The following is a 12,974-nucleotide window of genomic DNA, read 5'->3' as shown; positions in this document are numbered from 1 at the left end:
GACCGCCCCGCCGCCTGCGCTCACACCTCCTCGGACCGGGCCTTGGGCCGCGCCCGTACGTGCATCCGCTCCCCCTGCGGCCCGAACAGGCTCAGGAACTCCGCGGGCCCCTCCCCCGTCGACCCGAACCAGTGCGGCACGCGGGTGTCGAACTCCGCCGCCTCCCCCGCCTCCAGCACGACGTCGTGCTCGCCGAGGACCACCCGCAGCCGCCCGGACAGCACGTACAGCCATTCGTAGCCCTCGTGCGTGCGCGGATCGGGTTCCGTCGTCCGCTTCGGTTCGAGCACCTTGTACGCCTGGAGTCCGCCGGGCCGGCTGGTCAGCGGCCAGTACGTGCGGCCGTGGCGCACCATCGGCTCGGCACGCACCCGCGGGTCCCCGACCGGCGGGGCGCCGACCAGTTCGTCCAGGGCGACCCGATGGGCCCGTGCGATGGGCAGCAGCAGTTCCAGACTGGGCTTGCGCAGCCCCGATTCCAGACGCGAGAGCGTGCTCACCGAGATGCCGGTCGCCTCGGACAGCCCGGCCAGGGTCGCCCCGCGCTCCTTCCTGATGCGCCGCAGCCGCGGGCCCACCTCGGCGAGGACCTCGTCCGTCGCCGCGTCACCGGTCGCTCCGCGCCCGCCCTGGCCACTGTCGCCCGCACGGGCCGCGTCACTCATCCCCCTATTGCAGAATCGGCAAAGAGGTTTGTCAATCCGGCGGGTTCCGGGCGACCTTCTCCGTGGAGGTGGTCACCATGACCGAGACGAAGACCGGGCCGACGGCCGGAACATCCACCGGAACCTACGAGGCGGTCGTCGTGGGCGGCGGAACGGCGGGGCTCTCCGCGGCCTTGGTCCTCGGCCGGGCACGGCGCCGGACGCTCGTCGTCGACGAGGGCGAGCCGCGCAACGCGCCCGCCGCGCACATGCAGGGCTATCTGACCCGCGACGGCATGCCGCCCGCCGAGTTCCTCGCCGAGGGACGGCGGGAGGTCGAGGGGTACGGGGTGGAGATCGTCCGGGACCGGGTGACGGACGTCGTCCGGGACGGCGCCGGGGAGTTCGACGTCACGACCGGGTCCGGGCGCACCGTCCACGCCCGCCGGCTGATCGTCACGACGGGGCTGGCCGACGAGATGCCGCGGGTGCCCGGCGTCGCCGAGCGCTTCGGGCGCGACGTGCTGCACTGCCCGTACTGCCACGGCTGGGAGGTGCGCGACCAGGCCTTCGGCGTGCTGGCCACGACGCCGATGAGCGTGCACCAGGCGCTGATGGTCGGCCAGTGGTCGAAGGACGTCACGCTGTTCCTGCACACGGTGGCCGAGGACGAGCTCTCCGACGAGGACCTGCGCCGGCTCGCCGCCGCGGGCGTCGCCGTGGTGCCGGGCGAGGTCGCCGGGTTGGTGGTCGCCGGGGACCGGCTCACCGGGGTGCGGCTCGCGGACGGGGCCACGCACGAGCGCTCCGTGCTGTTCGTGGCCCCGCGCCCGGTGCCGCGGACCGGCCTGCTGGAGGGGCTGGGCGCGGAACTGCGGGAGACGCCGTTCGGCAGCTACCCGGTGACGGACCCGACCGGGCTGACGAGCGTGCCGGGCGTCTGGGCGGCCGGCAACGCCGCCGGTTTCGCCGAGCAGGTGGTGAACGCGGCGAGCGGCGGATACCGGGCGGCGGCCACGCTCAACGGCGAACTCCTCCTCGCCGACCTCGACGCGGCGATCGCGCGCGGACAGGGCTGAAACACGCCGTACGGGACACGTCCCACGTCCCGTACGGGTGTGCGGCGGGCACTCGCGTTGCACGATGGCTGCATGCTGCTGAGCCGGCTCGCCCACGTGTCCCAGGAGGTCGCCGCCACCTCGGCGCGGTCCCGGAAGACCGCTCTGCTCGCGGAGCTGTTCCGGGACGCCGAGGCGGACGACGCGCCCGTCGTGATCCCCTACCTGGCGGGCCGCCTCCCGCAGGGCCGCGTCGGTGTCGGCTGGAAGGTGCTGAGCACCCCGGTCGCCCCCGCCGCCGCCCCCACCCTCACCGTCCGCGAGGTCGACACCCGGCTCACCGCGCTCGGCGAGGTCTCCGGCGCCGGTTCACAGGCCGAACGGGCCCGTCTGGTAGGTGAGTTGATGGGGGCGGCGACCGAGGAGGAGCAGCGTTTCCTGTTCGGGCTGCTCACCGGTGAGGTGCGCCAGGGCGCGCTGGACGCACTCGCGACCGAGGGGCTGGCGGAGGCGACCGGCGCGCCCGCGGGGGACGTACGCCGGGCGGTGATGCTGGCGGGTTCGCTGTCGGCGGTGGCGCGGGCCCTCCTGGCGGACGGTCCGGGAGCCCTGGACGGCTTCCGGCTCACCGTCGGCCGCCCGGTGCTGCCGATGCTGGCCCACACCGCCTCCTCCGTCTCCGAGGCGGTCGGCAAGCTCGGCGCCTGCGCGGTCGAGGAGAAGCTCGACGGTATCCGGGTGCAGCTGCACCGGGACGGCGAGGACGTCCGCGTCTACACCCGCACCCTCGACGACATCACCGACCGACTTCCCGAACTCATCTCTGTCGCACGGGAGTTGCGGGGCGAGCGGTTCATCCTGGACGGTGAGGTGATCGCGCTGGACGACCGGGGGCGGCCGCGTTCCTTCCAGGAGACGGCCGCTCGGGTGGGGTCGCGCGTGGACGTGGCGGCGGCCGCGGAGACCGTGCCCGTCTCCCCCGTCTTCTTCGACGCCCTGTCCGTCGACGGGCGGGACCTGCTGGACCTGCCGTTCACCGAGCGGCACGCGGAGCTGGCACGGCTGGTGCCCGAGCCGATGCGGGTGCGGCGGACGCTCGTGCGGGGGCCGGACGACACCAGACAGGCCGAGACGTTCCTCGCCGACACCCTGGCCCGGGGGCACGAGGGCGTCGTCGTGAAGGCCCTCGACGCCCCGTACGGCGCGGGCCGGCGCGGCGCCTCCTGGCTCAAGGTCAAACCCGTGCACACCCTCGACCTGGTCGTCCTGGCGGCCGAATGGGGACACGGGCGGCGCACCGGCAAGCTCTCCAACCTGCACCTGGGCGCCCGCACCGGTGACGGCTCCTTCGCCATGCTCGGCAAGACCTTCAAGGGCATGACCGACGTGATGCTCGCCTGGCAGACCGAACGCCTCCGGGAGCTGGCCGTCGCCGACGACGGCCACGTGGTGACCGTGCGGCCCGAGCTCGTCGTGGAGATCGCGTACGACGGTCTGCAACGCTCCACCCGCTACCCGGCCGGGGTCACCCTCCGCTTCGCCCGGGTCGTGCGCTACCGCGAGGACAAGCCGGCCGCCGAGGCCGACACCGTCGACACCCTGCTGGCCGCCCACCCGGAGGTGACGCGATGAGCGGATCACAGCACGGGAGGAGGAGCGCGGGACTGCTGCTGTTCCGGCGCACCGGCCACGGCGTGGAGGTGCTGGTCGGCCACATGGGCGGCCCGTACTTCGCGCGGCGCGACGCCGGGGCCTGGACGCTCCCCAAGGGCGAGTACGGGCCCGACGAGACGGCCTGGGACGCCGCCCGGCGCGAGTTCCGGGAGGAACTCGGACTGCCGCCGCCCGACGGGGAGGCGATCGCGCTCGGCGAGGTCACCCAGACGAACGGCAAGGTCGTCACGGCCTGGGCGGTCGAGGCGGACCTCGATCCGGCGGCCGTGGTCCCCGGCACGTTCACGATGGAGTGGCCGCCGAGGTCGGGGCGGCGCCAGGAGTTCCCCGAACTCGACCGGGTGGAGTGGATGACCCCGGAGCGGGCCCGGACTCTGCTGGTGACCGCCCAGACCGTGTTTCTCGACCGGCTGGCTGAGCACTCGGTCTGAAGAGTCGGCGTTCGGCCAGGAGCGTCGGCTCGCCTCGGGCCCGCCCGCGTTGCGCGGCACCGCACCGCGCGGGAGGGTCGGGGAACAGTCCGCTTTCAGGAGGTCGGCATGCCCATCGCGACGGTGAACCCGGCGAACGGCGAGACGCTCAAGACGTACGACGCCCTCGGCGCCGAGGAGATCGAGCGCAGGCTCGCTGCCGCCGAGGCCACGTTCCGCACGTATCGCACCACCTCGTTCGCCGAGCGGGCGCGGCTCATGCACCGCGCCGCCGGTCTCCTGGACGAGGACCTGGAGGACATCGGCCGGGTGATGACCACCGAGATGGGCAAGCCGGTCAAGCAGGCCCGGGCGGAGGCCGCCAAGTGCGCCAAGGCCATGCGCTGGTACGCCGACCACGCCGAGGACCTGCTCGCCGACGAGCTGGCCGCCCCCGCCGACGCGGCGGACTCCGGGGCCTCCCGGGTCCTCGCGCGCTACCGGCCGATCGGCCCCGTGCTCGCGGTGATGCCGTGGAACTTCCCGCTCTGGCAGGTGGTCCGCTTCGCCGCGCCCGCACTGATGGCGGGCAACGTGGGACTGCTCAAGCACGCCTCGAACGTGCCCCAGACCGCCCTGTACCTGGAGGACCTGTTCCGCCGGGCGGGCTTCCCCGAGGGCTGCTTCCAGACGCTGCTGATCGGGTCGGGGGCGGTCGAGGGCGTCCTGCGCGACCCCCGGGTCAAGGCGGCCACCCTCACCGGCAGCGAACCGGCGGGCCGGGCGGTCGCCTCGGTCGCCGGGGACGAGGTGAAGAAGACGGTGCTGGAGCTGGGCGGCAGCGACCCGTACGTCGTGATGCCGTCCGCCGACGTGGAGCGCGCCGCGACGGTCGCCGTCACCGCGCGTGCGCAGAACAACGGGCAGTCGTGCATCGCCGCCAAGCGGTTCATCGTGCACGCCGACGTGTTCGACGCCTTCGCGGAGCGGTTCACCGCGGGCATGCGGGCCCTCAAGATCGGCGACCCGCTGGAGGAGGACACCGAGATCGGGCCGCTCTCCACCGAACAGGGCCGCACCGACCTGGAGGAGCTGGTGGACGACGCCGTGGAGAAGGGCGCGACGGTGCTGTGCGGTGGCGGACGCCCCGAGGGTCTCGACGGCGGCTGGTACTACGCGCCGACCGTGCTCACCGGCATCACGCCCGGCATGCGCATCCACCTGGAGGAGACGTTCGGGCCGGTCGCCACGCTGTACCGGGCCGCCGGCCTGGACGAGGCGGTGGCCCTCGCCAACGACACCCCGTTCGGGCTGAGCTCGAACCTGTGGACCCGTGACGCGGCCGAGGTGGAGCGGTTCGTACGTGATTCCGAGGCGGGCGGGGTGTTCGTCAACGGGATGACGGCCTCGCACCCGGCGTTCCCCTTCGGCGGGGAGAAGCGGTCCGGCTACGGGCGTGAGCTGTCGGGGCACGGAATCCGCGAGTTCTGCAACATCACCACCGTATGGCACGGAGCGTGAGCGTTCCGCAGCTACGATCCCTCGTGTGAACCGCGAAGTGACCCTCCCCCTGATCGTCGACGACCGCGGCACGTTGCAGGTGGCGGCCGCCGACGTCAGCAAGCTGTTGCGCACGGTGGGCGGCCGGTGGCTGCATCTGGTGGAGGCCGGCCAGGACGGCCTCGACGAGGACACGGTGGCCGCTCTCACGATCGAACTGGCCAAGCTGGCCGACCGGATCGACGTGGCCTGCATCGCGCACAGCAGCGGGCCGAACGGCCGCTGAACCCCGGCGACGGCGCCGAGCCGGAGCCACGGACGGTGTCCCCCGCGGGACGCCGTCCGGCCGGTGGTCACGGCCGGACACACCGGCCCGTGGTCACCGTCGGGGCCGGCCCCGTCGACGGCCCCCGCCGTGCACCGACGGTCACCACCGGGCGGCCCCCTGCCGGGGCCGGGGTCCGGCGGACCCGGCCCGGTGGCCCGGCCCGCCGGGCTCAGGCGACCCTCTGGTCCAGCTCCCACAGCGCGTGCCAGAACTTCGCCTCGTAGGCCTGGAGCAGTCGCCCGTGGCGCAGGACGTCGTCCATCGAGATCCGTTCGGCGTCGAGACCGGCCTGCACCGCGGTCAGCGCCCTGCTCTCCAGCTCGGGCGCCGGCTCGGCGAAGAAGTCGAAGAAACCGCAGACCTCGTCGTCGAAGCCGTAGTGACGGCGCAGGGCCTCGGCGATGGTCTCGCAGTAACCGCCCCACGCGGCGACGTTGGCGCCGAGCGCGAGGACCATGTCGGCCGGCTCCCCGTTCAGCGCGAGCAGGGCGACGTACGCGGGATAGGCCTGGCAGTCGGCCAGCGGTTCGTACTCCGCCGCCCTCGCCTCGTCGGCCCCCACCGCGGCGGCGAACGCGGTGAGCCGTTCACCGGCCGTCACCTCGTCCTTCGCGAGCATCTCGAAGAAGGCGGCGGTCGCCGGGTCGGCCGCCGAGCGTTCGGCCAGGTGGACGAAGGCCCGGTGGTCCGCTGCGATCACATGGCGCTGTTCCAGGGCGAGGGCCGCGAGCGTGCCGAGTTGGGCGGCGCCCCGGGCGACCAGGGGCAGCAGCCGGTTGGCATGGGGGTCCGGGGCGAGTTTCCCGGTGACGCCCTCCAGCAGTTCTCTGGCCGTCCGCGTCATCGCGCGCTCCTTCGGTCCGGCTGACTCCGAGCCCCCGCGACCAGAGTGCACGGTCATCGCCGGTTCACCGCGCTGCGACGCGAAGTCCCAGGTCCGGTGGGGTGACGGCAGCCGGGAGGGCGGCCCGGACGCGCTCGCCCCCGTACCGCGCGGGTACCGGCACGGAAGCGGGGGACACGACGGGGGCCGTTCCCGGCCCCCGGCCCGTGCGGCGGAGCGTCAGCGGATCGGCATGCCCGACAGCGTGCGGGCGATCACCAGGCGCTGGATCTCGCTGGTGCCTTCGAAGATCGTGTAGATGGCCGCGTCGCGGTGCATCCGCTCCACCGGGTACTCGCGCGTGTAGCCGTTGCCGCCCAGGATCTGGATGGCCTGGGCCGTGACCTTCTTCGCCGTCTCGCTGGCGAACAGCTTCGACATCGAGCCCTCGGCCGCGGTGAACTGCTTGCCGTTGACCGCCATCCAGGACGCCCGCCAGACCAGCAGCCGCGCCGCGTCGATCGAGGTGCGCATGTCGGCGAGCTGGAAGGCGACGCCCTGGTTGTCGATGATGGGGCGGCCGAACTGCTCACGCGTCTTCGCGTAGTCGAGGGCGACCTCGTACGCGGCCCGCGCGGTGCCCACCGCCATGGCGCCGACGGCCGGGCGGGAGGCCTCGAAGGTGGCCATCGCGGCGTTCTTCACCCGCTCGCCGCCACCGGCCCTGACGCGCTCACGGGCACGGGCGAGGCGCTCGTCGAGCTTCTCCTTGCCGCCCAGGAGACAGGAGCCGGGGACGCGGACGTTCTCCAGGACGACCTCGGCGGTGTGCGAGGCGCGGATGCCGTGCTTCTTGAACTTCTGGCCCTGGGACAGGCCGGGCGTGTTCGGCGGCACGATGAAGGAGGCGTGGCCCTTGGAGCCGAGTTCCGCGTCGACGACCGCGACGACGACGTGGACGTTGGCGATGCCGCCGTTGGTGGCCCAGGTCTTCGTGCCGTTCAGGACCCACTCGTCCTTGGCCTCGTCGTAGACGGCGCGCGTGCGCATCGAGGCGACGTCGGAACCGGCGTCGGGCTCGGAGGAGCAGAAGGCGGCGACCTTGACATCGTTGGCATCGCCGTACATCTGGGGGATCCAGGTGCCGACCTGCTCCTCGGTGCCGTTGGCGAGGACGCCCACGGCGGCCAGGCCGGTGCCGACGATGGACAGCGCGATGCCCGCGTCCCCCCAGAACAGCTCCTCCATCGCCATGGGTATGCCGAGGCCGGTGGGGTCGAAGTACTGCTGGGCGTAGAAGTCCAGGGAGTAGATGCCGACCTTCGCGGCCTCCTGGATGACCGGCCAGGGAGTCTCCTCACGCTCGTCCCATTCGGCGGCCGCGGGACGGATGACATCGGCGGCGAAGCCGTGCAGCCAGTCCCGGACCTCCTTCTGTTCGTCGTTGAGCTCCATGGTGAACTCGGCCATGTCCCCTCCAGCGCTGCACTAAGCTGTTACTTGCGGTAACTGGAGTGTGTTACTGGCTAGTAAGAAAAGTCAACTCCCGAGTTCGGCTCGGCATCCCGTTCGATACCCATACGACGATCAGTGTTAGTTTGCGCAAGCGTCACCGAATCACCACGGGTGGGGAGAGCACATGGACACCACACAGCGGACCGATCAGCAGAGGTCCGCCGACCGCCGCCGGCGCGAACTGCTGGAAGCCGCCGACAGAGTGGTGCTCCGTGACGGCCCCGGGGCCTCCATGAACGCCATCGCCGCGGAGGCCGGCATCACGAAGCCCATCCTGTACCGCCACTTCGGCGACAAGGGCGGCCTCTACGCCGCCCTCGCCAAGCGGCACACCGACGCGCTCCTCGAAGCGCTGCGGGCGGCACTGGACGCCCCGGCCGAACGGCGTGAGCGCGTGGAGTCGACGCTCGACACGTACTTGGCCGCCATCGAGGCACGGCCGCAGGTGTACCGGTTCCTGATGCATCCGGCGGAGGGCGGCCAGCCGGGCGACCCGGGGTTCGACGTGGGCAAGTACTCCGCGCCGGTGCTGCGCCGCATGGGTGAGGAACTGGCCGAGGTCATCGAGGAGCGGGTGGATCTCGGACCGGGCAGCCAGCAGCTGGCACGGGTGTGGGGCCACGGCATCGTCGGCATGATGCACGCCGCCGGAGACTGGTGGCTCGGCGAACGCCCGTGCTCGCGCGCCGAGTTGGTGCGGAGCCTGGCCGACCTGCTGTGGGGCCGCCTCGCGGCGGCGGGCGACCGTGTCGGCGGCCCGGGTTTCTGACCGGGGCTCACACGGACACCCCGTCAGGCGGACACCTCGTCAAAGGACACGGACGGCGCCGGCCACCGGGCCGACGGAAGCGTCCGGCACCGGCCGCCGGACCGTCACGGGGCCCGGCGCCGCCCGCCGGGAACGGCCGACGGCGCCGGGCCGCCCTCAGCCGCTCCAGGAAGCCCGTGCCACCTGACGCAGATGGCGACGCCGGCGCCACCCGGTGAGCCGGTCCGCGTACACCCCGCCGTCGAGGTGGTCGCACTCGTGCTGGAGGCACCGCGCGAACCAGCCCGTGCCGTGCACGGTGACCGGCTCGCCGGTGAGCGCCCGGCCCTCGACGACCGCGTGGTCGTACCGCTCGGTCCCGGCCTCCAGACCGGGCAGCGAGAGACAGCCCTCGGGTCCGCGCAGGACCACGCCGTCCGCCTCGACGAGACGGGGGTTCACCACGTGTCCCACGTGGCGGACGTCGTCGTCGTCCGGGCAGTCGTACACGAAGACCCTCAGACCGACGCCGATCTGGTTCGCGGCGAGACCGACGCCCTCGGCGGCGTACATCGTCGCGAACATGTCCTCGACGAGCTCCGCGAGCTCGGGGCCGAATTCGGTGACGTCCTCGCAGGCTGTACGCAGGAGGGGGTCACCGAGCAGGATGAGGGGCCGGACGCGTCCGTGGGTGCCCGGGATGGAACCGTGTCGCATGGCGGCAAGGGTACGGTCCTGGTAGGCGCGCGCAGGTCGCGCCGGCACCGAGGTGGTGCCGCGATTCGGGCCCGTGAGCGGATCTCGATAGGCTGAGCCCCCACATGTGCCGGGGGCAGGGGCGCGGCGCGTACGCAAGGAGGATCGAGAAACGATGTCAGGCAACTCGGACCCGCTGTCGCCGCGGGCCAAGCTGGCCGTGACGGCGGGCAAGGCGGCGGCGGCCGTCTCGCGAGCCGCCGGACGCGGCAGCGGATCGGTGATCGGCGGCCGGGTGGCGCTCAAGCTCGACCCCGACCTGCTGGCGAGGCTCGCCACGCACCTGGACGTGGTCCTGGTGTCGGCGACCAACGGCAAGACCACGACGACCCGGCTGATCGCGGAGGCGCTGCGCGCCGCGGGCCCGGTCGTGTCCAACGCGCTCGGCGCCAACATGCCCGCGGGCATCACCTCGGCGCTGGCCGGGGGCTCGGACGCCAAGTTCGCGGTCATCGAGGTCGACGAGAAGTACCTCGCCGGTGTGGCACGTGACACCGACCCGAAGTGCATCGCGCTGCTGAACCTCTCGCGCGACCAGCTCGACCGCGCCGCCGAGACGCGGATGATGGCCGAGCACTGGCGTGAGGGGCTGGCCGGTTCCAAGGCCGTCGTGGTCGCCAACGCGGACGACCCGCTGGTGGTCTGGGCCGCCTCCTCCTCGCCGAACGTCATGTGGGTGGCGGCCGGCCAGATGTGGAAGGAGGACGCCTGGTCCTGCCCGTCGTGCGGTGGTGTGATGCAGCGCCCCGGCGACGACTGGTTCTGCGGCGAGTGCGGCTTCCGCCGTCCGACGCCGACCTGGGCGCTGTCCGGGGACCACGTCCTCGACCCGCACGGTTCCGCGTGGCCGATCCACCTCCAGCTCCCGGGCCGGGCCAACAAGGCGAACGCCGCCTCGTCGGCCGCCGTGGCCGCCGTCTTCGGGGTGCCGCCGCAGGTCGCCCTGGAGCGCATGTACCAGGTGCAGGCGGTGGCCGGACGCTACGACGTGGTCCAGTTCATGGAGCGCGACCTGCGTCTGCTGCTCGCCAAGAACCCCGCGGGCTGGCTGGAGACCTTCTCCCTGATCGACCCGCCGCCGACCCCGGTCATCCTGTCGGTGAACGCGCGCGGCGCCGACGGCACCGACACCTCCTGGCTGTGGGACGTCGACTACACCCGCCTGACCGGACACCCGATCTTCGTTCTCGGCGACCGCAAGCTCGACCTCGCCGTCCGCCTCGAAGTGGCGAACCAGCAGTTCCAGGTCTGCGACACCCTCGACCAGGCCGTGCAGATGGCACCGCCCGGACGTATCGAGGTCATCGCGAACTACACCGCATTCCAGGACTTGAGGCGTCGTGTCGGCAACTGAGCCACGGAGGACGAAGAGAATGACTGACAACAGCCTGCGTCTGGTGTGGGTCTACCCAGACCTGCTGAGCACCTACGGCGACCAGGGCAACGCCCTCGTCGTGGAGCGCCGGGCGCGTCAGCGCGGCCTCGACGTGGCCCGCGTCGACGTGCGCAGCGACCAGCCGATCCCGACCTCCGGCGACATCTACCTGATCGGGGGCGGCGAGGACCGGCCGCAGCGGCTCGCCGCGGAGCGGCTGCGCCGTGACGGCGGTCTGGAGCGCGCGGTCGGCAACGGCGCGATCGTGTTCTCCGTCTGCGCCGGCTACCAGATCCTCGGGCACGAGTTCATCAACGACCTCGGTGAGCGCGAGCCGGGCCTCGGCCTGCTCGACGTGGTCTCGGTGCGCGGTGAGGGCGAGCGGTGCGTCGGCGACGTCCTCGCGGACATCGACCCGCGGCTCGGCCTGCCCCAGCTGACCGGCTTCGAGAACCACCAGGGCGTCACCCACCTCGGTCCCACCGCCCGCCCGTTCGCGAACGTGCGGTTCGGCAGGGGCAACGGCACGGGCGACGGCACCGAGGGCGCGTACAACGACACCGTGTTCGGCACGTACATGCACGGGCCCGTCCTCGCCCGCAACCCGCAGATCGCGGACCTGCTGCTGAAGCTGGCCCTCGACGTCAACGCGCTGCCGCCGACCGACGACCGCTGGTACGAGGCGCTGCGCGCCGAGCGCATCGCGTCCGCCCAGCAGCCCGCGTAGGGCCGGCCCGCTCCGGCGGTCAGAGGAACCGTTTCTCATGGAGGAACGGTTCCTCTTGGCGTTTCCGGAGAGGAATCGTTTCCGCTTCACCGAACGGTCCGTACGGGTTCACCGAACGGTCCGCACAGGCCCTCCCGGAGCCCGTCTGAAACGGCATCCGCACAGGTGAGCGGGCGCGTCCAGCAGGCGGACGCACAGTACGGCGCGGGCCCCTCCCGCCGGTAGGCTGGCCGCGATCCTCGCCGGACAACGTGGTCCGGTCCCCGGACCACGTTGAGAAGGTATTTCGGGCTATGCGCATTGGTGTCCTCACGTCCGGCGGCGACTGCCCCGGCCTGAACGCCGTCATCCGGTCGGTCGTACACCGTGCCGTCGTCGACCACGGCGACGAGGTCATCGGCTTCCGGGACGGCTGGAGGGGTCTCCTGGAGTGCGACTACCTCAAGCTCGACCTCGACGCCGTGAGCGGCATCCTCGCCCGCGGCGGCACCATGCTCGGCTCCTCCCGGGTCCAGCCCGCGCATCTGCGCGACGGCGTGGAGCGGGCCAAGGGCCACGTGGCGGACCTCGGGCTCGACGCGATCATCCCGATCGGCGGCGAGGGCACGCTGAAGGCGGCCCGCCTGCTGTCGGACGGCGGCCTGCCGATCGTCGGTGTGCCCAAGACCATCGACAACGACATCGCGGTCACGGACGTCACCTTCGGCTTCGACACGGCCGTCGGCGTCGCGACCGAGGCCCTCGACCGGCTGAAGACCACCGCCGAGTCCCACCAGCGCGTCCTGATCGTGGAGGTCATGGGCCGCCACACCGGCTGGATCGCGCTGCACTCCGGCATGGCCGCGGGCGCCCACGCCATCGTCGTGCCGGAGCGTCCCTTCGACATCGAGGAGCTGGCCGCGCGGGTCGGCGAGCGGTTCGAGGCGGGCAAGCGGTTCGCCATCGTCGTCGCCGCCGAGGGCGCCAAGCCCCGCGAGGGCTCGATGGCCTACGACGAGGGCGGCAAGGACATCTACGGCCACGAGCGCTTCGCCGGCATCGCCCGGCAGCTCTCCATCGAGCTGGAACAGCGGCTCGGCAAGGAGGCCCGGCCGGTCATCCTCGGTCACGTGCAGCGCGGCGGCACCCCGACGGCGTACGACCGGGTGCTCGCGACCCGCTTCGGATGGCACGCCGTGGAGGCCGTGCACCGGGGCGAGTTCGGGATGATGACCGCGCTGCGCGGCACCGACATCGTCATGGTGTCGCTCGCCGAGGCGGTCGAGACCCTGAAGACGGTTCCGGACGAGCGCTACGCCGAGGCGGAGTGCGTGCTCTGAGACGTACACGGGAGAACCGCCCCCGGTCGCAGTCGCGGCCGGGGGCGGTTCTACTCTGGTGCGGACAGACAGCGCACAACCAGTACGAAACAGGAGC

General features: G+C 72.5%; 13 protein-coding genes. 9 read left to right on the top strand and 4 right to left on the bottom strand.

Annotation, left to right across the window (positions count from 1 at the left end; all coding sequences use genetic code 11):
- Positions 1-20: 20 nt before the first annotated feature.
- Positions 21-665 carry a helix-turn-helix domain-containing protein gene (locus tag CW362_RS18705; RefSeq protein ID WP_240657858.1) on the bottom strand — a complete coding sequence of 215 codons (645 nt, stop codon included), beginning with the start codon at positions 663-665 and terminating at the stop codon, positions 21-23.
- Positions 666-742: 77 nt separating this feature from the next.
- Between CW362_RS18705 and CW362_RS18700 the strand changes: the two genes are divergently transcribed.
- From CW362_RS18700 to CW362_RS18680, 5 genes are all read left to right on the top strand, one after another.
- The gene (locus CW362_RS18700) at positions 743-1,723 is read left to right on the top strand and encodes an NAD(P)/FAD-dependent oxidoreductase (protein WP_103550670.1); all 981 of its coding nucleotides are present in this window, start codon (positions 743-745) and stop codon (positions 1,721-1,723) included.
- A gap of 72 nt (positions 1,724-1,795) precedes the next feature.
- Complete coding sequence (locus CW362_RS18695; RefSeq protein ID WP_103550646.1) at positions 1,796-3,334, top strand: ATP-dependent DNA ligase; 1,539 nt, start codon at positions 1,796-1,798, stop codon at positions 3,332-3,334.
- The gene (locus CW362_RS18690) at positions 3,331-3,807 is read left to right on the top strand and encodes an NUDIX hydrolase (RefSeq protein WP_103550645.1); all 477 of its coding nucleotides are present in this window, start codon (positions 3,331-3,333) and stop codon (positions 3,805-3,807) included. Before CW362_RS18695 ends, CW362_RS18690 begins: the two co-directional genes overlap by 4 nt.
- A gap of 108 nt (positions 3,808-3,915) precedes the next feature.
- The gene (locus CW362_RS18685) at positions 3,916-5,307 is read left to right on the top strand and encodes an NADP-dependent succinic semialdehyde dehydrogenase (protein WP_103550644.1); all 1,392 of its coding nucleotides are present in this window, start codon (positions 3,916-3,918) and stop codon (positions 5,305-5,307) included.
- 25 nt (positions 5,308-5,332) lie between these two features.
- Positions 5,333-5,572 (top strand): DUF6213 family protein, encoded by a 240-nt coding sequence (locus CW362_RS18680; RefSeq protein WP_037616672.1) that lies wholly within the window; start codon positions 5,333-5,335, stop codon positions 5,570-5,572.
- Positions 5,573-5,783: 211 nt separating this feature from the next.
- On the opposite strand, the gene CW362_RS18675 is transcribed toward CW362_RS18680, so the two are convergent.
- On the bottom strand, positions 5,784-6,458 hold the full coding sequence (locus tag CW362_RS18675) for a transcriptional regulator (RefSeq protein ID WP_103550643.1): 675 nt from the start codon (positions 6,456-6,458) through the stop codon (positions 5,784-5,786).
- 219 nt (positions 6,459-6,677) lie between these two features.
- Positions 6,678-7,907, bottom strand: a complete 1,230-nt coding sequence (locus CW362_RS18670) for an acyl-CoA dehydrogenase family protein (RefSeq protein WP_103550642.1) — start codon at positions 7,905-7,907, stop codon at positions 6,678-6,680.
- Between the two features lie 169 nt (positions 7,908-8,076).
- On the opposite strand from CW362_RS18670, the gene CW362_RS18665 reads away from it, so the two are divergent.
- On the top strand, positions 8,077-8,721 hold the full coding sequence (locus CW362_RS18665; protein ID WP_103550641.1) for a TetR/AcrR family transcriptional regulator: 645 nt from the start codon (positions 8,077-8,079) through the stop codon (positions 8,719-8,721).
- A gap of 156 nt (positions 8,722-8,877) precedes the next feature.
- Here CW362_RS18665 and def read toward each other — a convergent pair whose 3' ends face one another.
- Entirely contained in the window at positions 8,878-9,417 is a 540-nt protein-coding gene (def, locus tag CW362_RS18660; RefSeq protein ID WP_162684118.1) for a peptide deformylase, read from the bottom strand.
- A gap of 154 nt (positions 9,418-9,571) precedes the next feature.
- On the opposite strand from def, the gene CW362_RS18655 reads away from it, so the two are divergent.
- The 3 genes from CW362_RS18655 (at position 9,572) to CW362_RS18645 (ending at position 12,877) form a co-directional block, all read left to right on the top strand.
- Complete coding sequence (locus tag CW362_RS18655; RefSeq protein WP_103550639.1) at positions 9,572-10,810, top strand: MurT ligase domain-containing protein; 1,239 nt, start codon at positions 9,572-9,574, stop codon at positions 10,808-10,810.
- A 19-nt stretch (positions 10,811-10,829) separates the two neighbouring features.
- Positions 10,830-11,558: a type 1 glutamine amidotransferase gene (locus CW362_RS18650; protein ID WP_103550638.1), complete on the top strand. Its 729-nt coding sequence runs from the start codon at positions 10,830-10,832 to the stop codon at positions 11,556-11,558.
- A gap of 293 nt (positions 11,559-11,851) precedes the next feature.
- On the top strand, positions 11,852-12,877 hold the full coding sequence (locus tag CW362_RS18645; RefSeq protein ID WP_103550637.1) for a 6-phosphofructokinase: 1,026 nt from the start codon (positions 11,852-11,854) through the stop codon (positions 12,875-12,877).
- Positions 12,878-12,974: the final 97 nt, after the last annotated feature.

The sequence above is a fragment of the Streptomyces populi genome, from assembly GCF_002911015.1.
Lineage (GTDB): Bacteria > Actinomycetota > Actinomycetes > Streptomycetales > Streptomycetaceae > Streptomyces > Streptomyces populi.
Note: the sequence above shows the minus strand (reverse complement) of the source record. Positions and strands in the feature narration are given on the sequence as shown.

Bases quoted from the DNA above. Each gene is read 5' to 3' on its own strand.
- CW362_RS18705 (WP_240657858.1), bottom strand. From the start codon at position 665: ATGAGTGACGCGGCCCGTGCGGGCGACAGTGGCCAGGGCGGGCGCGGA.
- CW362_RS18700 (WP_103550670.1), top strand. From the start codon at position 743: ATGACCGAGACGAAGACCGGGCCGACGGCCGGAACATCCACCGGAACC.
- CW362_RS18695 (WP_103550646.1), top strand. From the start codon at position 1,796: ATGCTGCTGAGCCGGCTCGCCCACGTGTCCCAGGAGGTCGCCGCCACC.
- CW362_RS18690 (WP_103550645.1), top strand. From the start codon at position 3,331: ATGAGCGGATCACAGCACGGGAGGAGGAGCGCGGGACTGCTGCTGTTC.
- CW362_RS18685 (WP_103550644.1), top strand. From the start codon at position 3,916: ATGCCCATCGCGACGGTGAACCCGGCGAACGGCGAGACGCTCAAGACG.
- CW362_RS18675 (WP_103550643.1), bottom strand. From the start codon at position 6,458: ATGACGCGGACGGCCAGAGAACTGCTGGAGGGCGTCACCGGGAAACTC.
- CW362_RS18670 (WP_103550642.1), bottom strand. From the start codon at position 7,907: ATGGCCGAGTTCACCATGGAGCTCAACGACGAACAGAAGGAGGTCCGG.
- CW362_RS18665 (WP_103550641.1), top strand. From the start codon at position 8,077: ATGGACACCACACAGCGGACCGATCAGCAGAGGTCCGCCGACCGCCGC.
- def (WP_162684118.1), bottom strand. From the start codon at position 9,417: ATGCGACACGGTTCCATCCCGGGCACCCACGGACGCGTCCGGCCCCTC.
- CW362_RS18655 (WP_103550639.1), top strand. From the start codon at position 9,572: ATGTCAGGCAACTCGGACCCGCTGTCGCCGCGGGCCAAGCTGGCCGTG.
- CW362_RS18650 (WP_103550638.1), top strand. From the start codon at position 10,830: ATGACTGACAACAGCCTGCGTCTGGTGTGGGTCTACCCAGACCTGCTG.
- CW362_RS18645 (WP_103550637.1), top strand. From the start codon at position 11,852: ATGCGCATTGGTGTCCTCACGTCCGGCGGCGACTGCCCCGGCCTGAAC.